This is a genomic window from Gordoniibacillus kamchatkensis, from assembly GCF_000829455.1.
Taxonomy (GTDB): Bacteria; Bacillota; Bacilli; order Paenibacillales; family NBRC-103111; genus Gordoniibacillus; species Gordoniibacillus kamchatkensis.
This window is the reverse complement of the sequence record NZ_JXAK01000010.1, coordinates 79,889-100,550: the sequence shown is the minus strand read 5'-3', so window position 1 is coordinate 100,550 and position 20,662 is coordinate 79,889. Positions and strand designations below refer to the sequence as shown.

The window sequence follows — 20,662 nt, the reverse complement described above, 5'->3', positions numbered from 1 at the left end:
ATGATCGGGTATGTGCTCGGTTTTGGGCAGATCGACAAAAGCAGCTTGCCGCTCGTAGGCGGCAAAGGCGCCAACCTGGGCGAAATGACGCGGGCGGGGTTTCCGGTTCCGTCCGGATTTTGCGTCACGACCGCCGCTTATCGCGCATTTATTGAGCAAAGCAGCGAGATGCCGGGCTTTTTCGGGCAGCTCGCGAACGTTAAGGCGAACCGTCTCGACGAAATCGCCGAGCTGGGGAGCAGCATTCGCGGCCATCTGCTGACGATGCCGATTCCCGCTCCGGTTCGCAGCGCGATCGTGGACAGCTGGCGCCGGTCGGGCGCGGATAAGGCGTACGCCGTCCGCTCCAGCGCCACCGCAGAAGATTTGCCGACGGCATCGTTCGCCGGCCAGCAGGATACGTATTTGAACGTGCGCGGCGAGGAGCAGCTGCTGCAGGCGATCCGCAAGTGCTGGGCGTCGCTTTTTACCGATCGAGCGATTTCTTACCGGGCCAAAAACAACTTCGATCATCGCGCGGTGCTCTTGTCCGTCGTCGTGCAGCAAATGGTGTTTCCCGAAGTGTCGGGCATCATGTTTACCGCCGACCCGGTCAGCGGCCGCCGCGGCACCGTATCGATCGACGCCAGCTTCGGGCTCGGGGAGGCGCTCGTATCCGGGCTCGTTTCGGCCGATCTGTACCAGGTGCGGGCGGGAGCGATTACCGGCAAGAAGGTGGCCAGGAAAAAAATCGCGATCTTTGCTTTGCCCGAAGGAGGCACCGAGACGCAAAGCTTGCCTCCGGATATGCAGGAGCGGCAGGCGCTTGACGACGGCCAAATCGTCCGGCTGGCTGCGTTAGGCGCAGCGATCGAGAACCATTACGGTGCGGAGCAAGATATCGAGTGGTGCTATGCCGATGGCCGTTTCTTCGTCGTGCAGAGCAGGCCGATTACGTCGCTGTACCCGCTGCCGCACGTTCCGGCGGAGCCCGGAGAGTATCCGCACCTGCTCTTGTCGTTCGGCCACCAGCAAATGATGACCGACGCGATGAAGCCGATGGCCTTGTCCGTATGGCGGACGATGTTTCCGTTCGGAAAGCCGTCGCTCCGCGCGGAGAGCAAGCTGGCGTACGCCGCCGGAGGCAGAATGTATGTCGATATCACGAAGCTGTTTTCGCTGAAGCCGGCGCGCAAGCTGTTTCCGAAAGCGCTGGGCATTATCGACGAAAGGATGAGCAGCGGGGTCGCGGAGTTTGTCGCGAGAGATTCGTTCCTGCGCAATTTGCCTGCCGCACCCGGACTGAGGAAAGGCATCGTTCAATTCCTGGCGCCTATCGCAGCCCGCTTAGTCCGAAGGTTGCTGTTTACTCGTACGGAACGAATGGCCGGGGAGATGGGCGCCAAGATCGAGGCTTGGACGAAGTCGTGCGAAATGAAGCTGTCCGGCGTATCCGGACCGGAACGCATCGTGCGCGTACAGGAGCAGGCCGGGGCGTTGCTTCGTTTTTTCTTTCGCCAGCTGCTCCCGTACCCGCTGCCCGGCCTTATCGCATCCAGACTGGTACACGCGCTCGCGAACAAATGGCTCGGCGACCCCGACTCGCTTCATGTGCTGAACAAATCGCTGCCCGGCAATGTAACAAGCGAAATGGGGCTCATGATCGGCGATTTGGCGGACACGGCAAGACGTTATCCGCAAGTTGCAGAGCTCATTCGCAGTGGCGATCCGGCCCGTTTCCGCGAACGGCTGCAGCAGGTGGAAGGCGGCGATGCGTTTGGCCGCGAGTGGGACCGGTTCATGCGGCTGTACGGTATGCGCTGCCCGGGCGAAATCGATATCACTCGCCCGAGGTGGCGGGAAGACGCGAGCGCTTTGCTGCCGTCGATCGATAGCCATATGCGCACTATGCGGCCCGGCGAGCACCGGGAGAAGTTTGCGCAAGGGGCGCAAGAAGCGGAGGCAGCCGCGCGCGGTCTGGTGGCCCGCCTTCGCGCCCAGCGGTTCGGCCTGATCAAGGCGAAGCTGATGTTCCGTTTGCTGCACGTGTTCCGGAATGCGATGGCGCTGCGGGAGCATCCGAAATATGCGATGATGCAGCAGTTCGCGCTCATTCGCGAAGCGCTATTGGCGGAAGCTAGCAAGCTCACCGGCGATGGGGTGCTTAAGCGGGAGGACGACGTGTTTTACTTGACGCTGGACGAACTGCTGGCGCTGGCCGAAGGGAAGCTGACGGCTGACCTCGAGACGCTGCTGGATCGGCGCAAACGCGACTACGAGCGGTTTTGCACGCTTAAGCCGCCGCGCCTTATGACGAGCGAAGGAGAGATCGTTACTGGCCGCCGCGAGCAGCATGACGCGCCGGAGGGCGCACTGCTCGGAACGCCGGTATCGGCCGGCATTGTGGAAGGGCCCGCCCGCGTCGTGCTGCGTCCGGAAGACGCCAAGCTGAACAAAGGGGAAATCCTGATCGCGCCGTTTACCGACCCGGGCTGGACGCCGCTGTTCCATTCGGCCGTCGGCCTCGTCATGGAGGTCGGAGGGCTGATGACGCACGGCGCCGTCGTCGCCCGCGAATATGGGATACCGGCCGTAGTCGGCATCGACGGCGCGACCGGGAAAATCAAAGATGGCGACTATATCCGGCTGGACGGAACCCGCGGCTACGTGCTGATCTTGAAGCCATCGCAGCCGGGCGGGAACTGACTCCCCGGGCCGATGTCACGATCGCAGCAAAACGAGCCGTTATGGCAGATGAACGCTTAGACGATTGCGAGCAGGACGCAGCCGCTGTTAAGAGCACGCTGTTCCCGGAAACGGGGCAGGGTGCTCTTGATTTTCTACGGTGCTAGAACGGTATTATCAAAACAAACGTTTATATATTAAAATGAAACAGTTGTTGCGTTTTCCGTCATCCCGTGTTAGCCTATCAGTGGCATCCGTTCATGATGGAGGAATCGGAAGGAGTGCGGAAACAATGAAAGCAAACTGCTCGAAATACGATGCCCCATGGCACAATTTGCCTTACATTCGCGTGCTGGAGAAGCTCGAATCCGGCAAGGAAAACGGATTATCGACGCAGGAGGCTGAACATAGAAAAACGCTCGTTGGACCGAACCAATTGGCCTCTCCGCCGGGAAAGCCTTGGTGGAAAGAGATTGCGGAAGAATTAACAGAACCGATGATTTTGCTGCTGCTGTTAGTCGGGCTTGTTTACGGATTCCTCGGCGAGCTTCGCGATGCCGTCACGATTTTTGTCATCATAATCGCCGTGCTTGCGATCGAAATGGCAAACGAAAGCAGAGCCAAAGGAGCAATCAAAGCGTTGTCCCGATTTACTGCCATTCGCACTCCTGTCATCCGTGACGGCGCATATCAAGAAATACGTCCTTCCGAGCTGGTTCCGGGGGACGTAGTGATTTTGCGGCCGGGGGAACGGATACCTGCCGATTTGCGGTTGCTGGAGAGCTCGAGCCTAAGAGTTGACGAGTCCAGTCTGACCGGGGAATCGGTTCCGGTGCAGAAAGATGCGGAAGCTGTATTTCCTGAAAAGACAGATCTTGGCGACCGGCTCAATCTTGCTTTTTCCGGCACCTTGGTCACTTCAGGGAAAGGCATTGGAGTGGTCGTTGCCACCGGGATGTCCGCCGAGCTGGGGAAAATTGCCGGCTTGGTGAAAGAAGCTCGTGAACCGAGAACCCCTCTGCAGCTCCATATGAAAGAACTGTCGAAGTCGCTGGTGTGGATTGCTCTCGGGGCAAGCGCCCTGGTCGCCATTGCTCTGCGGATCCAGGGAGCAGGGTGGAGGGAAACCGTTCTTGCCGGACTTACGCTCGCTTTTGCGACCATTCCCGAGGAACTCCCTATTCTGATTGCGATGGTGCTCGGTCTGGGAGCTTATCGGCTTTCCAAACAGCAAGCGATTGTACGCCGATTGCGAACCGCCGAGATATTAGGAAGCGTAACCGTTATAGCAACCGATAAAACCGGAACATTAACGGAAAATCAAATGGTTGTCGATAAATGGTTCGTTAACGGCCAGGAATATGCGCAGGCCAACTGGCAAAAAAACTCTAATACCGATATTGCGGTCCAAATCGGTTGTCTTGCTAACGACGGGTTGATCATGAATGCGGGGGAGCAAGCTTCTTTTGAAGGTGATCCTACAGATACGGCCTTTTTGTATGCGGCGGAAAAGCTGGGTTACGATGTGGCGCAGCTGAAATCGGAATATCACGTCATGGAACAATATCCGTTCGACGATGCGAATCAAAGGGTTTCCGTTGTCGTCTCGCATCATGGCAATCGATTCCTTTTGAGTAAAGGTGCACCGGAACAGCTTCTCGATAGTTGTTCCCGCATCGTTTGGTTCGACCGGCTTGTTCCCATGAACGCCGATTTGCATGAACGAACGCTGGAACATGCTTTTGCATTGGCCCAACAAGGATATAGGGTAATCGGGTTGGCTTACCGGAATACGGAGCCGGCAGAGGAAGGGCTCATCTTTGTTGGACTAGCCGCTTTGTACGACCCGCCGCGGCAAGATGTTGCGGCAGCTGTAAATACGTTGCGGCAAGCCGGAGTCCGAATCTTGATGGTGACGGGCGACCATGCGGAAACGGCTCGTTCCATTGCAGAAAAGGTCAACTTGGACGTTTCCGGAGTTTTGTTGGGACGTGAAATCGAGGGCATGACAGACGATGAACTTGCCCAAAAAGTTCGTACCGTATCCGTTTGCGCCAGAACGACACCCGAACACAAGCTTCGCATCGTTCGGGCACTGCAGGAGCAGGGCGAGGTTGTTGCCGTCACCGGCGATGGAGTAAATGACGGTCCTGCCTTAAAAGAAGCCGCGGTGGGCATTGCGATGGGAAAATCAGGAACTGACGCAGCCAAAGAATCCGCCGACATGGTGCTGGGCAACGATCATTTTGCCACAGTCGCCTTGGCTGTGAGCGAAGGGCGCAAGCTGTTCGCCAATCTATACAAGGCTGTACGCTATTACTTGGCAGCAAAGGTCGCCTTGGTCACCTGTACATTTATAACTGTTGCCGCGGGACTTTCCCTTCCGTTTGCGCCGGTCCAAATCATCATGATGGAATTGTTCATGGATTTAGGGGCCGCGACAAGCTTTACGGCCGAACGTCAGGAATCCGACGGTATGAAACGCAAGCCGAGAAGATCCGATCGGCGGTTTATGGACCGGGCGATGATCCGAGGCATTTTTTCGGGAGGATTTTCTTTGGCTATCGCGGTATTGGCTGCATATTTATGGGCCTTGCGCCGGCAATCCGGTACGGTGCATGCGCAATCGGTTGCGTTTGCCGCATGGATTGTAGGGCACTTGATCTTGGCTTTGCTCATGCGTTCGGAGAGAGAGCCGCTCTTGAAATTAGGGTTGTTTACAAATCGGGCTATGCTGCTATGGTTCGCGGCAGCAATCGGATTTCTCGTTATCGCAATGTATGTTCCTTACCTCCGAGATCTGCTCCATCTCACGACTTTGACATTCATCGATTGGGTTACGGTTGTGCTTTGCTCGTTTGCAGTTCCGTTATGGATCGAAGTTGGCAAGTGGTTGCGATGGAAAGCGTGAAAAGGGATTGAGGGAACGGGATGCTCTCCTTGTTCCCTCTTTCTATAAGGTATTTTTCCCCATGAACAAACCCATGATAAGAAGGGGTGATCAAGTTGGGCCACATCACGGCTTGGCTGGAGCATTATGGATACATCGTTTTATTTTTATCACTAATGCTGGAGCTCATCGCTTTTGGGATTCCTACGGAAGTGCTTATGAGCTATGCCGGATTTCTTGTATATCAGGGAAAGCTTGGCTGGCTTCCCTCTATTCTCGTTTCGGGACTCGGGAGCGTGACCGGGATTACAATTTCCTATTGGATAGGCTTCAAGCTGGGCACGCCTTTTTTTCATAAATACGGGCATAAACTTCATATGGGGCCGGAAAGGATCGAAAAGACTTCCAAGTGGTTCGGCAAATATGGAAATAAGCTGCTGATCGTGGCCTATTTTATTCCAGGCATCAGGCACATCACCGGATATTTTTCGGGCATTACCAAACTCCCCTTTCCTGCGTTCGCCTTATATGCATACATCGGAGCGTTCCTATGGACGGCGACGTTTATTACTTTAGGAAAAGTGCTGGGGCCCAAATGGGAACAATTCCATAGCTCTATGAACAAATATCTGATTATCGGCGGCATAATTGCTGCGGTGATCTTGTCGTGTGTCTATCTGTATAAGAGATTCAAGCCAAATTTGTATGAAAAGTCGTCCACTATATTGAATCGATCCGTCGAAACTTTTCATTCTTGGGGACGCGTCAGGTTTTTGCTCGTTTTCGCCTCGCTGGCTTTTTTGGGGCTCTTTTCGCTCATGCTGGGACTCATTCAGGATATGCTGGCACACGAATTTACGGATTTTGACACCGTGACGTTGTTTATCGTTCATACGTTGTTTGACGAGAGCTGGTCCCCGTTGATGAACCGTTTTGCATTATTAGGTACTTACTGGGTGTTCACCCCTTTGCTGGCATGTACCTGTATATGGATTATGTTCAAAGGCAAAGATCGGCTGCTGGAGCTTTCCTTTTTGTTTTTTGTCGTTATTGGGGGAGAGGCTTGGGATGAAGGATTGCGAATGCTGTTTCATCGATCGGGCCCAATGCCTTCCCATGCGCACGTACCCTATACATTTCCAAGCGAGCACACATTAATTACCCTTATTGTGTGCGGATTTACAGCATTTTTACTGGTTCGTCACCATGCGCGGACATGGGTTCGTTTCATCGCAACGTTAATGGTATTGGCAGTTGCTTTTCTTGTAGGCGTCAGCAGAATTTATTTCGAAATACAGTATCCGAGCGATGTAGCGGCGGGGTACGTATTCGGCGGCGTGTGGGTGACGCTGAATATCGTACTGCTTGAAATATTTCGGCTTCTTCGTCACCATGCCCGGTCAGAAGAGGTGCATAGGTGACAAGTTACCTCATTTGATCTTTTTTGTTATGATATCCCTAGACTAATGCCGACAATGAGGGATAATTATTGAAATCAAATCATTCTTGGATCGTCTTGTCCTATAAAGTCCCATCGGAACCTTCCACAATGCGCGTCCGGGTTTGGAGAAATCTCAAAGCTTTGGGAGTTGTCTATATTCAGCAATCGGTTTGTGTAGCCCCGGATACGCCGGAAGTTCGCAGGAAAATCCAGCAAATGGAGAAATTCATTCAATCCGGCGGCGGAGAAACCTTTCTCATGGAAGTCGTCCAGTTTGCGGATCGTACGGAAGAGCATATGGTTCAATTGTTCAACGACCAACGAACGAGAGAATACGAAGAGTTTTTCGGCGGCTGCGATCTTTTCCTCAAAGAAATTGAAAATGAAACGAAGCGGAAAAACTTCACCTTCCATGAGGTGGAAGAAAATGAAACGGATTTAGGGAAGCTGAAGAAATGGTACAGAAAAATTATGAAGCGGGATTTTTTTCATAGTCCCCTCATGTTGAATGCGAAAAATCGGCTTGATTTATGCGAACGCAAGCTGGCCGAATTTACGGAACAAGTTTACCGATCTGAAGGGCATATCGAAGGGCAAATCGAGTAAGATTGTCATGGACGCAAAAGAAGGGGGAAGGCCCCTTCTTTTTCCGTCTAGCCGTCCATGCTGTTGGAAAGAGACTGCCAGCCATAGCGCTGCAGCAAGTCTTTGTCTACTTGCACCCATCCCGTCCAGCCCAGATGGCTTAAATCTCTCATGAAATACGGATCGTATTCGCGGTCGGAATAGTCGAGCACCCGGAAGCCGGCGCGACCTGTTTCCTGCTTGATTTTGGCATATAGCTGATCCCGGTAAGGACGGGTAAATCCGATGTAATCGCTCCAGCTGCCTTTTCTCGGAATGAGGATAAAGATCGGATCCGCGTGCTCGGCTTTGCACATATCGAGAATGGCTTGAAAGTTGTCATATTCCGGGGAAACGAGGTAATTTCCCGGCTTCCAGGAATTTTTGGAGCGCTCCAAGCCGGGCTTGACGTTCTTGGCATAGTAATCGTTCAATAGCCCGTACGGATTGTTGCTCGTTGCCGCCTTGGCTTCTTTGGCCGCTTGAGCCTGAAGCTGGTCCCAATTCAAATGCGCGTCTACGGGCTGCCTGTGGTAAGGCTTGATTTTGCCGAGCAATCGAATCGCTTGCAGCACGTCCTGTTTTTCCATGATTTTCATGGACAAAAAGGCGACAGGTCGCACGAGCATGCCTTCCAGGCGCTTGATGCGGTCGGCGCTGGTCATACCTGCAAGCATCGTGCGGAGCAGTGCGTCTTTTTTCGGCTCCGTATAGCGCAAAAGGACATCGGCGACTTTCGCCTTGGTTTCGGGGTCCACATCGCCATCGAACATGAATTCGTAGGCGGATAGCCTGGAATAAAGATCGGTGAACCGCTGGTCGGACATTCCTTTCGGATTCATGAAATCGGCCGGATCAAGCATGAATACGAGTTTTTTGTGCGCTAACGAGTCCCCGGCTGCCGCCATATCGAGCACATGAATGATCGCCGTGCAAGCGGATTCCCCCTGCAAATATGGCGTAAAAGGTACCGTGATCGCATTCGACGGATGGTACTTGCTGAAAATGCCGATCGTCGAGGAGCCGTAAAAAGGCAAAATTCCGTCGTAATGAAAGGAGGCTTTTTGAAACAAAACGTTGCGGAAGCGGCCGATGTCTTGCCAAGCGGCGGCTGCCTGAACCTTTTCCCGGGAAATGATGCCGACAAAGCACGATTCGGGCAAAAAGAGAACGGTCAAAAAAAAGGCGAATGCCAGACCTAGAGAAGCAAAGTAAGTCCGCTTCATCTCGATCCCTCTAATTCGGCAACGATTCGATTAGGCGTATTCCATGTTTCCCGGTCGAAGTCGGTTATCGGAATTTTCTTCTGAAGCTCGGATTCGAACAAAACAAGCAGCTCGACAACGCCGAACGAATCGAGAAGACCGCTCTCGAACAAAGGCACATCCGGATTTCGGATTACTTCGTCCGTCTTGCATACGTCAGCTATAATGTTCAGCGCTTTCTCGCGAAATGGGTCCATTCCCCTTCTTCCTCCCGCCATCCGTATCAAAACAGCCTTCCCGAAAAAATAAGAAATCCGAAGCAAGCGACGTGAAACGTGAGCAAGGTCGAAACGGCTCTCGCAGCCGCACGATCGCCCGGCCAAAACTTGTAACGTTTGTTCAGCCGTTCAAATCCGTCATAGCCGATCATCAAAACGGCATGATACAGGCCGTAAACGATATAATGCAGCTCCAGCCCGTGCCAGAAGCCCATCAGGATAAACAGCGCCCCGTATCCGGCAGAAGAGACGGCATAACGGTTCTTGATCAGCTTGCGCCGCGCGAGCAGCATCGTGATTCTCATATACACGAAATCGCGAAACCAATGCGACAAAGTGATATGCCATCTGTTCCAAAAGTCCTTCATGTTGCGGCTCAGAAACGGATAGCGAAAGTTGTCCGGCGTTCGAATGCCGAGCAAGCAGCTGAAGCCGACCGCAAAGGCGCTGTAGCCCGCGAAATCAAAAAACAAATAAAAGCTGTAGGCGTACATATACGAGCATATCCCGTAAAACGTAGCAGCTTTCAAGAGCGGCAGCGAAAGCAAGTACGTCTTGATCAAGTAGCCGATAAGGAACTTATACAGTAAGCCGCGAAAAATGTGATGAATGCCCTCATAGAGCAGCAGACGATAGCTCGCCGGGCTCAGCCGCTCTTGCAGATCTTTCCGGTATCGCCTGTATCTGTCGATAGGGCCTGACGTCAGTGTCGGAAAAAACCAGAGGAACGATAAGAAGCTCCAAACCGAGACCTCTTGGATTTGGCCGTCGCGAATCTCGAAAATCATTTGCACGCATTTGAAGGTCAAATAGGAGATGCCCAGAAAGGCGAACGTTTGGAGCGGGTTGCTGACAGCCATCATTTTGGCTGCGGCGAGCGGCGCAACGGAAAGGCCGACGAGCAAATAGTGCAGATACGTTTTGCCGGGCTTTTTCGCAGCCGCCAAAGCTCCCTTGATAAGCAGCCATTGCCATACGGTATACCCGATCAGGAACAACAGCTGCTCCCTGTTGCCCGCGAACATGATACCGACAAAGGCAACAGTTAGCGCAAAATCGTACCACCGCACCCGCTTGCCCAGCAGTCCGGCGACGATGGAAGGAAGCAGAAGAAGGAAAGACAGGCCCAAGTAAGCGAAGCTGGTATAGGGAACCATGCTACACCTCTTCGGCAAGCTTCTTGCGGTCCGCTTTACCGTTTGCGGTAACCGGCAGCAGTTCCTTGGCAACGAAGCGGCGGGGGACCATATAAGCGGGAAGCGATTGCGACAGCTTCTTTTTGATCTCCATGCTCCAGGCGAATTCCGAGTCGGGCATCGCTTCCGGCACTACGAATGCGGTCAAATATTCGCAGACGCGACCGTTCATTTTCGGAACGACGACCGCTGTCTTGATTCCTGTAAGCCTCCGCAATTGGTGTTCGATTTCCTCCGGCTCGACCCGGTATCCGTGCAGCTTTACCTGATAATCGAGCCTTCCGCCATAAAACAGGATGCCATTGCGAACGTATCCGGAGTCCCCCGTTCGGTACCCTTGAACGGCACGCTGCTCTTTGTCTTTTTCAACGAAAAAGGCCGCTTTCGTCTGCTCCGGATTGCGGTAATAACCGGGACTGACGCTTGCCCCGAGGATGACGATTTCGCCATTCTCTCCTTCGGGCACGGGGGTTCCGCGCTCATCCGCAATGCGGATTTGGCAGTCCGGCTTGCAGCGCCCGACGGGCAGCTCCGGGTAACGGCTTGCCATCTCGGGATCGATTCGGACCGAAGTGACCGCTACGGTTGCTTCCGTAGGTCCGTAAGTGTTGTAGATCGCGGCGGCGGGAAAACGTTCCTGAAGACGCTTCGCGCATGACGGGGTGAGTACTTCTCCGCAAAACCGGAACGTATGCAGCCGGGGAAGCATCGTCTGGCCGAATTCCGGATGGTTCAAACAAAACTCGGCAAAAGACGGCGTCGACGTCCACACCGTTGCGCCCGATTCATTCAGTGCCGCGAACAGCTCGGCTGGCTTTGCCACATGATTCCGGTCCAGCGCATTTACGGTGCCTCCGCTCGATAACGCCGGATACAGGTCCATCACGGACAGATCGAACGAATACGGAGCCTGATTGATAAAAATGTCGCCGCGCCGTTCGCCGAATTCGGCTTCGATCCAGCCGAGAAAAGCTTGCAGACAGCGCAGCGGAATTTGTACGCCTTTCGGCTCGCCGGTGCTGCCCGACGTATAAATGATGTAAAAGTTGTCGTCAGGAGCGACCCGGGATTTCGGGTCCGGGCAGCGGCCCAGATTGGAACGAATCAGGCCGGGAATGTCCGTAACAACGGACGTAGAAAGAAGGTCGATTTCGCCCGGCAAGCCGGAAACGGAGAGCAGCAATTCAGCGTCCGCATGTTTCAAAATGGAGGAAAGCCGTGCCGGAGGCGTAGAGTCGTCCACGGGAATATAGGCGCGCCCCGCCTTCGCGCAGGCGAGGAAAGCTATCGGCATCTCGGGCTGCATATGGCCGTAAACAATGACCGGCCGGCCGGAGGAGCCGTTTGATTCCAGCCAAAAGGCCAAAGCGTCGGAATATTCCTCAAGCTGACGATAAGTTACGGCTTTGCTGCGATGCAGATAGGCGGGGTGATCCGGGCTATGCTTTGCCCAATGCGCTACTTTTTGCAAAATATCCATACGGCGTTCCCCTCAAAATTCGGTATAAATAAAATGGCTTGGCGGCGGACCGTCGTTCAGGCCGTAAATCCATAACAAGCCGAGCAAAACAAGCACATAGTAAAGAAATCGCCAAATCGACTGGGCATAAAAATTGCTCCAGCATATGTTTCGCAAATGAAGAAAAAGCTTCATGTCTTTTCCTCCTGAACTTTCGCGCATTTGCTCCTGTTGGTTCAATTAAAGCACGATATTGTTGCAAGGATGTTTCAAACTGCCGCATGGAGCCTAACCGGAATGCCCAAATGCCGATAAAGCAAACGAACCTACCGAGGGGTCCCTCGATAGGTTCGTTTATACGATCTTATATAACCAAGGTCAGAAGCACGAGAACGCCAACAACCCAGCAATATATCGAAAAAGGCCGCATCGCTTGAAATTCATGCTTGCGGAACCGTGTCTGCTATATCATGTGTGATGTTACATTACATTAAAAAAGCTGGTGAATTCCGATCAAAATCAGCAAAAGCCCTGCCAGGACGGTTGCTTTTGAACCGAGGCGTTTAGCCACGTAGCGTTTTCCGACAAATTCGCTGATGCCCAGAAGTCCGAAGCTGAACAAGCCTACCGTTAACGAAGTCAAGACGACGCTGATATTCGTAATGCCCGCATCAAATCCGCCGGCTAACGCGTTAATGGCGAGCGCAACGCCAAGGACAACCGACTCCGTCAAATTGAGCGATCGTGAACCGTCGAAATCCGCTTCTTCCGGGTTGCGCAAAATGCGGGTCAGAAGATGAGACGAATTCCGAGACTTGGTTGAACCTTTTCCGATAAACGGCTGGATCAGCACCATGACACCGACGAAGACAATAACTGCTGTTCCGATCAAATGGGCGGCAACAGGAGAAAGCCATGCGGTTAACACGCTTCCCGCCATACCGGAGAGCAGTGTAAAGAACCCGGATACCGCTGCTATGATGAGGTTGGAGAACCACGGAATTTTAATGTTCCTGACCCCATACGATAATCCGACACCGGCGTTGTCCAGATTGGATGCAAGACCGATGAGAAGAACAGCCAATAATTGTTGCCCATTCATCCGAAATCCCTCCCGTAAAGCCTTAGTGCCATAGCATATGAAGAAGGCCTGCCTACGTTGAGTGAGATGTCTAAAAAAGTAAGCTTTGTGAACATGATTGAATAAATTTATTCGACAGCCTATGATTATATCAAGATATCAAATGATGATCTGGGGGCAACCACTTTGGAGAAACCGACGCGCGGCCGACCCGATTTTCTTATGTTGTTGATCACCTTTACCCTTGTTGGATTTGGTTTGCTCATGGTCTTTAGCACTAGCGCGGTATCTGCCTCAGTAAAATATCACTCTTCTTTTTACTTTGTGAACAGACAAATTTTGTGGAGTGTAGCCGGTACTATAACTATGCTATTCTTCATGAATGTCCCTTTTCAAAAGCTTCACAAGAGGGCTCGAACCATCTTTGCGGCGGCGCTTATTTTGCTGTTGTTAGTGCTTCTGGTCGGAATCAAGATCAACGGACACCGGAGTTGGTTTGGGGTAGGGTCTTTCGGAATCCAGCCAACGGAATTTGCTAAGTTAGGTTTATTGACATATGTCGCCTCTTTGCTAAGCAAGAAAGGGGAGCGGATCCGCGAGTTCAGAAACGGGCTTCTTCCCGTCCTCCTCATCATTGGTACCGTGGCCGGACTGATTATGCTGCAGCCGGATATCGGCTCCGACCTCGTAATTCTTATTTCTACCGGCATCGTTGTTGTATCCAGCGGAGCCAGCATTCTTCAAATCATAGGGATAGGTTTATGCGCCGTCCCTCTGGCAGTCGTCATCGTTTTCAATAAAGCCTACAGACTTGAAAGATTCACCTCTTTTCTTCATCCGTGGAGCGATGCTCAAGATTCCTCATATCAATTGGCTCAGTCGTTAACTGCCTTTGGTCATGGGGGTTTGACGGGGGCGGGATTCGGGAAAGGCGTGGAGAAAATGTTTTATTTGCCCGAGGCGCACACCGATTTTATTTTCTCGACGATCGGAGAAGAATTGGGCTTCATCGGGTGCTCGGTCTTTCTGCTTCTGTATCTCATCTTGATATGGCGGGGGCTTCTGGCGGCGACTCGATGCCCGGAGCCTTTCGGGATGTATTTGGGCATAGGCATCATATCTACTCTTGGCGTTCAAGCTCTCATTAATCTGGGCGGAGTGACAGGGAGCATCCCGATTACGGGAGTCCCGCTGCCGCTAATCAGCTACGGCGGATCATCGTTGTTAATCAGTATGGCGAGCATCGGCATTTTATTGAACATATCGAGAGAAGGTAGGATCGAACGTGTTTAAAACGATAATCACTCGAGCGCAGAAAATCGATCCTCTTATTATCGTCATTTTGTTGTGTTTTATGGCGATCAGTACTTTTGTCATTTACAGCGCTACGCATAATACGAAGTTCGCAGGGCTGCACATGAACAATTTGGTCATGTTTGCATGCATGTTTGTGCCTATGCTCGGATTAACCTTGGTGGATTATCGCCTCATCGTGCGTCATTTATCGTGGGGCCTCTATATTTTCGGCGTTTTGCTGCTGCTTTTCGTTATGTTTAAGGGTATGGACATTAACGGCTCGCAGCGCTGGATCAATTTGCACTTTATGCAATTTCAGCCGTCGGAGCTGGTCAAAGTATTTGTCATTTTGCTGCTTGCCAGAATGCTGGAAAAGCGTGGCGGAGAGTCTCTTCACATCGTTCGGGATATTGTTCCGATGCTTGGGGTTGTGGCCCTGCCCTTTTTTCTGGTGATGAAGCAGCCCGATCTGGGAACCGCGATCGTGTTCGTTTGCATTTTTATCGGCATGCTATGGGTCGGAAATATCAAAATCAAGCATGGGCTGCTCGGATTGATCACCATCACGGCGATTGTCGGCTGTGTCACCGCTCTTTATTTGTGGATAAGCCTATATTCGACAAAATTGTAAAGCCTTATCAGCTGCACCGTATTCAAACGTTCCTGGACCCGGCCAGCGATCCGGATATGAGCTATCAAGTCGTAAATTCGATTACTGCCGTAAGCGCGGGACAATTAATGGGAGAAGGGTACCTTCAAGGCCTGCTGGTGCAAGGGGGGCGCATACCGTACGATTACGCCGACTCGATCTATGTCGTAATCGGCGAGGAGTTTGGCTTTGTCGGTTCCTCGTTGCTGTTGTTGCTCTACTTTGTCTTGATTTATCGCATGATCCGGATTGTGATGGAAAGCGAGGATCTGGCCGGCTCTTACCTCGTTACCGGCGTCATATCGATGTTTACCCTGCAAATCTTCGAGAATATCGCGATGCATACAGGGCTAATGCCGCTGACGGGGATCGCGCTTCCGTTTGTCAGCTATGGCGGCAGCTCGTTGCTCACGAATATGATTTCCATGGGACTGGTGCTCAGCGTCAAGATTCATCAGTCGAAACCGTTGTTTTTTGGGGACGAGTAGGCAGAACAGCTTTCCATTCATTTACAAGAGATCGCATTCATAAAAACGCTCCTTCCGTACACGTTAATATTGACGTAATGTACGGGGGGAGCGTTTTTATGAAAAAATGGGGCCTGCATTGCGCCGCGATCGCCATCGGCATACTGCTTGTATCTTGCCGGGCAAACCGGCAGGAAGGCATGCCGGGGCCGGCCGGGAGCCCGAACGCCGGTGCCCCTGCGGCACCTGGAACGACGGTGAAGGCGCCTGCCCCGGTTCCCGTCAAGGAGCCTGTCAACCCGGAAAATCCCGAGCTGACAGGCGGGAACGAGAGGAACTCCAGAAGCGGCGTCCCGCTTCACCGCACTCCGTTAGGCAAGCAATTCTCGAATGTGCTGTTTTATTCCGGCGCTTCCGGCGCCAAAGTAGCTGCGCTGACTTTCGACGATGGCCCGGACGTTACATTTACCGGTCAAATTTTGGACATTCTAAAGCAGCAAGGGATTAAAGCCACTTTTTTCATTGTGGGCGAACGGGCTTTACAGCATCCGGACATGGTGCGGAGAATTGTTCAGGAGGGGCATGCCGTCGGCAACCATACATGGGATCATCCGAATTTGGTCAAGCTGACGCCGCAGCAGGTGCAAGATGAAGTGCTTCGGACCGAAGAGCAGCTGATGCAAACGCTCGGCTACCGTACCGACTTGTTTCGTCCTCCGTACGGAAACGCGAATGCAGCTGTGCTGCAACAAATAGCGGGGCTCGGATTTAAAATTATCGATTGGTCTGTGGACACCCGGGATTGGGCCGGCACTCCGACTCCGCAAATCATGGATTTCGTGAGGAAAGAGATGACCCCGGGAGGCATTATTTTGCAGCATTGCGCAGGCGGGCGCAACGAGAACTTGTCCAATACCGTTGCTGCGCTTCCGCAGATCATTTTTTATCTCAAAAGCAACGGTTTTACGTTTGCTACCGTACCCGATCTCCTGAAAGTGCCTTCGCGTATTTAAAACTTTGCCGGGATGGGACGTTATCCGTTGCCGAGGGATGAGGGGAAGCTTCATGAAGCATTCGGACCTGCCCAATGTCAAAGCGCCGCCGCGCCTGTCGTTTTTGACGGTCGTATTGGTTATCGGCATTTTACTGAGCGTACTGTCGGAGAGCCTGACTATAGGTCCGAGTTGGACAGTGCTTGCTATCGTCATCGTGCTGATGGTTCCTATGATCGTTGCGGTTCTGCGCGGCCATCACAGGTGGACGCGCTTATTTGCGTTCACGATCATGGGCATTATCACGTTGGGGCTGGTCAGCAGCGTGTCGTTTCTGATCTATGCCTTATTTGCCCATACGGCTACCGCCGCCGGTTTATTTCGCGATGCGGGGGTACTGTGGGCCGTGAACATCGCTGTATTTGCCGTCTGGTATTGGGAAGTGGACCAAGGGGGCCCCGCTCGCAGATATTCCGGGCATCCGGAGCGGTCCGATTTTTTATTTCCCCAAGTCATGTCCGGTTCGCCGCAATGGGAACGCTGGACCCCTGCGTTTTTGGATTATTTGTACTTGGCATTTAACACGAATACGGCGTTCAGCCCCACGGACACGATGGTTTTATCGAAAAGAGCGAAGCTGCTCATGATGATGCAGTCCTCCATTTCGCTTCTCATTGTGGCGGTGCTGGCTGCCCGGGCCATCAACATCGCATAAAAAACTGTTGACAGCATTCGCTTGGAGGAGTACGATTCCCATGTAATAAAATATGTCCTCGTTAGGTGAGGCTCCTATACGAACATAGGCCACTGCCCGGAAACATCGAAAGATGCCAATGGGTATAACAGGAATTGCCGGATTAAGGCTTTTCATAAGGTGGCTAAGGGAACAGTCCTTTACGTCGTATAGTGCCAAAGCTGGACTTGGGGGAGACGGTTTATTTCGATGCGACCTTATGCCCCTTGGGACCAAACCTCGGGGCTTTTCATATTTATGTAAGGAAGGGGGACACTGGAAAATGGACAGTAGCAGTCGAATGTGCAAAAGATTAAGCTGTGCGTTATTTTTCAAGCAAGGAAGCTCGCAATTCCTCTGTTGCAGGTCGAGTCTGCCTATTTTCAGTCTGCCCTTTGCTCCCATATGACTGAATGCGGACCCCATGATTGTCATCACAGAAGGAATGCGCAACCCTCCCTGTCTTGAAAAGCAGGGAGTTTTTATTTTGCCTAGATTGGGGCTGCTAACCGTGTTAAGAAATATTCTCAACAATGTGAACATGAGAAATAAATTCGGCTGGGCGGATGTTCTTGTCATTTGTTTGCTGCTATCGATTCTCTATGCCGCGGCAAAGCTCGGTTCCGGCATGCGAGTGCCCTTTTCCCCGGAGCGGCACCCTGCTTTAAGCCTCGATCCGATATGGCTCCCTTATTATGCGGGGCGATCGCTGCTTCGCATGTTTATCGCTTTCGCCGCATCGTTGCTCTTTACTTTCGTGTACGGCCGCATTGCGGCTTATAACCGCATAGCCGAAAGAGTGATGATCCCGGCTATCGACATTTTGCAATCCGTGCCTGTGCTCGGTTTTCTTTCGGCTACCGTGCTTGCGTTTATGGCGTTGTTTCCGGGGAGCTTGCTCGGGGTGGAGTGCGCTTCGATTTTCGCCATTTTTACCGGCCAGGTATGGAATATGACGTTCAGCTTTTATCATTCCCTTGCCACGATTCCCCGCGATTTGAACGAGGCGGCCAAAATGAACCGGCTCGGAGCGTGGCACCGCTTCAGCAAGCTGGAAGTTTCGTACTCCATGATCGGACTCGTGTGGAACAGCATGATGTCCTTTGGCGGAGGCTGGTTTTTTCTTGCGGCCAGCGAATCCATCAGCGTTCTGAACCAGGACATCCGTTTGCCGGGAATCGGCTCGTACATGGCGTTGGCGGCGGACGAAGGCAATATTAAAGCGATCGTGTACGCGATTGCGACGATGATCGTTCTAATCGTCGTTGTCGATCAGTTGTTTTGGCGCCCAATCATCGCCTGGAGCCAGAAATTTAAAAACGAACAGACGGAAGCAGGCGAAGCTCCGACTTCGTGGGTATTCGACATTTTAAAAAGAGCGCAATTCGTACGCTTTCTCAATCGGTACTTCCGAACGCTCTTTCATGATTGGGTGTTACGTCCTTTTGCAAAAGGGGCGCGAACCGCGCAATCGCAGCGGCGTTCCCCAGTCAGGAGCGTTGCCCAATGGGCAATCGGGCTTATAGCCGCTGCGCTCGTTTTGAAATATGTGGCGGAAGGCGTTCTTGAAATTGTCAAGCTCAGCTGGAACGAAATCGTTCACGTCGTGGTGCTGGGGCTGCTAACCGCATTGCGCGTATTTGTTTCTACCATTCTGGCCGTAATCTGGACGCTGCCTGTCGGCGTCGTGATCGGCACGAACCCGCGGCTTTCCCGCATTGCCCAGCCGATCGTGCAGATTTTGGCCTCGTTTCCCGCCAATATGGCGTTTCCAATTATTGCAATCGTGTACGTCAAGCTGGGAATTTCACTGGAGATCGGCGCCATTCCGCTCATGATGCTGGGCACGCAATGGTACGTATTGTTCAACGTCATTGCCGGTGCGATGGCGATTCCTTCCGACCTCAAGGAAGCAACTGTCATTTTAAAGCTTACACGCTTTCAAACATGGACGAAGCTAATTCTTCCCGCAGTGTTTCCGTTTCTTGTGACAGGGTGCATCACGGCCAGCGGGGGGGCGTGGAACGCGAGCATCGTATCCGAAATCGTATCGTGGAAAAATAACGACCTGCGGGCTTCCGGATTGGGCTCATTTATCGCGCAAGCGACGACGAACGGCAACTGGCCCGAAATCATCTGGGGCATTATCGTCATGTGCTTGCTGGTTGTCATTGTGAATCGCTTAATATGGCGCAGGCTTTATGCATTGGCCGAGAAGAAATATCATCTTGAATAGAGGTGCCTGCCATGAGCAAAACGCTGTTAGAATTGAAACAAATCAGCAAACGGTACGATTTGCCGAGCCAAGCGAACGTAAGCATCTTGGAAGACATCCATATCAACGTTAAGGAAGGGGAGCTTGTTTCGATTCTCGGCCCGTCGGGGTCGGGCAAATCGACGCTGCTTCGCATCATCGCCGGCCTTGTTTCCCCGTCCCAAGGCTCCGTTGTATATAACGGCAAGCCCATTGTCGGCACGAACCCGGGCGTAGGCATGGTGTTTCAGTCGTTTGCGCTGTTCCCTTGGCTAACCGTTCTGGAAAACGTAAAACTGGGACTTGAGAACAGGCCTTTGCGGGAAGAGGAAAAGCTGCGCAAAGCGCTCTCCGTGATCGATATGATCGGGCTTGACGGGTTTGAAGGGGCATATCCGAAAGAATTGTCGGGAGGGATGCGGCAGAGAGTAGGGATTGGGCGCGCTTTGGTGATGGAGCCGGACATTCTCTTGATGGACGAACCGTTTTCGGCGCTTGACGTGCTGACGGCGGAAAACTTGAAGCGCGACTTGCTCGAATTGTGGACGGAGAAAAAAATCCCGACCAAAAGCATAATTATGGTTACGCACAGCATCGAGGAAGCGGTCTACATGTCGGATCGGGCGATCGTTTTGTCGCGGGATCCGGCGCGGGTCATTTCCGACATCGCCATTACGATGCCGCATTGGCGGGATAAACAAGAGCCGCAGTTCACGGCGCTCGTCGACCGGATCTATTCCATTTTGACGAAACGCGAAATGAAATCCGTCGACACGCCGGGAGAACAGAAAAGGAAAATAGAAAAAATCCAGGAGGTTCCGGCAGGCGCGCTCACCGGGTTTATCGAGCTGATCGACGATCTGGGGCAAAAGGTCGATTTGTACAAATTAGCCGATCAATTGAGCCTCAATCTGGAAGATTTTCTCCCGATCGTCGAGGCTGCCCAAATGCTCGGTTTTGCCGCGATTCATCAAGGCGATATCGAATTGACGGACATCGGCCATCAGTTTGCGGACGCGAGCGTCCTGATGCGGAAAGACATTTTCAAAGCTCAGGTGCTGCAGCATGTGCCGATGATGGAAAAAATCATTTGGATTTTGCAGTCGAAGTCCAACAACAAAATGGAACGGGAATTTTTCGCGGAAATTTTTGAAAAGCACTTTGGCGCGGAAGAAGCGGCGCACCAACTCGATATTTTAATCGATTGGGGGAGATACGCGGAGCTGATTGCTTACGACGAGAAGGCTAAAGTTTTATATTTGGAACACGAGCACGCAGCGGCAATGGAATGAGGCGCATCGGTTCGTCCTTTAGCCGGATTGCCGGCCTTTCATGAAGGTACAAGGTTGGAACGAGGCGACAACCATTCCTTGTGTATGTTAAACAATGCCAAGGAGAACTATACGTGTATGAACTCGTCATTCTCGGCTCGA

17 protein-coding genes and 1 riboswitch are annotated in these 20,662 nt (G+C 52.5%); of the genes, 11 read left to right on the top strand and 6 right to left on the bottom strand.

Going from position 1 to position 20,662, the window contains the following annotated elements:
* The 4 genes from SD70_RS07860 (at position 1) to SD70_RS07845 (ending at position 7,601) form a co-directional block, all read left to right on the top strand.
* The gene (locus tag SD70_RS07860) at positions 1-2,685 is read left to right on the top strand and encodes a phosphoenolpyruvate synthase (protein WP_041047056.1); all 2,685 of its coding nucleotides are present in this window, start codon (positions 1-3) and stop codon (positions 2,683-2,685) included.
* A gap of 181 nt (positions 2,686-2,866) precedes the next feature.
* Entirely contained in the window at positions 2,867-5,575 is a 2,709-nt protein-coding gene (locus tag SD70_RS07855) for a cation-translocating P-type ATPase (protein WP_156157929.1), read from the top strand.
* Between the two features lie 95 nt (positions 5,576-5,670).
* The gene (locus SD70_RS07850; RefSeq protein WP_041047055.1) at positions 5,671-6,975 is read left to right on the top strand and encodes a VTT domain-containing protein; all 1,305 of its coding nucleotides are present in this window, start codon (positions 5,671-5,673) and stop codon (positions 6,973-6,975) included.
* A gap of 128 nt (positions 6,976-7,103) precedes the next feature.
* Entirely contained in the window at positions 7,104-7,601 is a 498-nt protein-coding gene (locus SD70_RS07845; RefSeq protein ID WP_082053206.1) for a Chromate resistance protein ChrB, read from the top strand.
* Between the two features lie 47 nt (positions 7,602-7,648).
* On the opposite strand, the gene dltD is transcribed toward SD70_RS07845, so the two are convergent.
* From dltD to ytaF, 6 genes are all read right to left on the bottom strand, one after another.
* Positions 7,649-8,845 carry a D-alanyl-lipoteichoic acid biosynthesis protein DltD gene (dltD, locus tag SD70_RS07840; RefSeq protein WP_041047053.1) on the bottom strand — a complete coding sequence of 399 codons (1,197 nt, stop codon included), beginning with the start codon at positions 8,843-8,845 and terminating at the stop codon, positions 7,649-7,651.
* On the bottom strand, positions 8,842-9,081 hold the full coding sequence (gene dltC / locus SD70_RS07835; RefSeq protein WP_041047052.1) for a D-alanine--poly(phosphoribitol) ligase subunit DltC: 240 nt from the start codon (positions 9,079-9,081) through the stop codon (positions 8,842-8,844). Before dltC ends, dltD begins: the two co-directional genes overlap by 4 nt.
* Before the next feature lie 26 nt (positions 9,082-9,107).
* Positions 9,108-10,259, bottom strand: coding sequence for a D-alanyl-lipoteichoic acid biosynthesis protein DltB (gene dltB / locus SD70_RS07830; RefSeq protein ID WP_041047051.1), 1,152 nt, complete (start codon positions 10,257-10,259; stop codon positions 9,108-9,110).
* A 1-nt stretch (position 10,260) separates the two neighbouring features.
* Positions 10,261-11,778 (bottom strand): D-alanine--poly(phosphoribitol) ligase subunit DltA, encoded by a 1,518-nt coding sequence (dltA, locus tag SD70_RS07825; RefSeq protein WP_041047050.1) that lies wholly within the window; start codon positions 11,776-11,778, stop codon positions 10,261-10,263.
* A gap of 12 nt (positions 11,779-11,790) precedes the next feature.
* On the bottom strand, positions 11,791-11,952 hold the full coding sequence (gene dltX / locus SD70_RS35845) for a teichoic acid D-Ala incorporation-associated protein DltX (protein ID WP_156157928.1): 162 nt from the start codon (positions 11,950-11,952) through the stop codon (positions 11,791-11,793).
* Positions 11,953-12,247: 295 nt separating this feature from the next.
* Positions 12,248-12,859 carry a sporulation membrane protein YtaF gene (gene ytaF / locus SD70_RS07820; protein WP_041047049.1) on the bottom strand — a complete coding sequence of 204 codons (612 nt, stop codon included), beginning with the start codon at positions 12,857-12,859 and terminating at the stop codon, positions 12,248-12,250.
* Positions 12,860-13,024: 165 nt separating this feature from the next.
* Here ytaF and ftsW point away from each other — a divergent pair, with 165 nt between their 5' ends.
* From ftsW to SD70_RS07790, 7 genes are all read left to right on the top strand, one after another.
* Positions 13,025-14,131, top strand: coding sequence for a putative lipid II flippase FtsW (gene ftsW, locus SD70_RS07815; protein ID WP_041047048.1), 1,107 nt, complete (start codon positions 13,025-13,027; stop codon positions 14,129-14,131).
* Positions 14,124-14,765, top strand: coding sequence for an FtsW/RodA/SpoVE family cell cycle protein (locus SD70_RS39175; RefSeq protein ID WP_269432435.1), 642 nt, complete (start codon positions 14,124-14,126; stop codon positions 14,763-14,765). Before ftsW ends, SD70_RS39175 begins: the two co-directional genes overlap by 8 nt.
* Positions 14,735-15,271 (top strand): FtsW/RodA/SpoVE family cell cycle protein, encoded by a 537-nt coding sequence (locus SD70_RS39170; RefSeq protein ID WP_269432434.1) that lies wholly within the window; start codon positions 14,735-14,737, stop codon positions 15,269-15,271. The genes SD70_RS39175 and SD70_RS39170 overlap by 31 nt, the downstream gene beginning before the upstream one ends.
* Before the next feature lie 98 nt (positions 15,272-15,369).
* Positions 15,370-16,263 (top strand): polysaccharide deacetylase family protein, encoded by an 894-nt coding sequence (locus SD70_RS07805; RefSeq protein WP_231571102.1) that lies wholly within the window; start codon positions 15,370-15,372, stop codon positions 16,261-16,263.
* Between the two features lie 52 nt (positions 16,264-16,315).
* A complete protein-coding gene (locus tag SD70_RS07800) occupies positions 16,316-16,957 on the top strand; it encodes a DUF1345 domain-containing protein (protein WP_231571101.1) in 642 nt (213 codons plus the stop codon).
* A 50-nt stretch (positions 16,958-17,007) separates the two neighbouring features.
* Positions 17,008-17,176: riboswitch (M-box (ykoK) riboswitch) on the top strand.
* A 286-nt stretch (positions 17,177-17,462) separates the two neighbouring features.
* A complete protein-coding gene (locus tag SD70_RS07795; RefSeq protein ID WP_231571100.1) occupies positions 17,463-19,211 on the top strand; it encodes an ABC transporter permease in 1,749 nt (582 codons plus the stop codon).
* Between the two features lie 11 nt (positions 19,212-19,222).
* Entirely contained in the window at positions 19,223-20,521 is a 1,299-nt protein-coding gene (locus SD70_RS07790; RefSeq protein ID WP_041047047.1) for an ABC transporter ATP-binding protein, read from the top strand.
* The last annotated feature ends 141 nt before the right edge of the window (positions 20,522-20,662 follow it).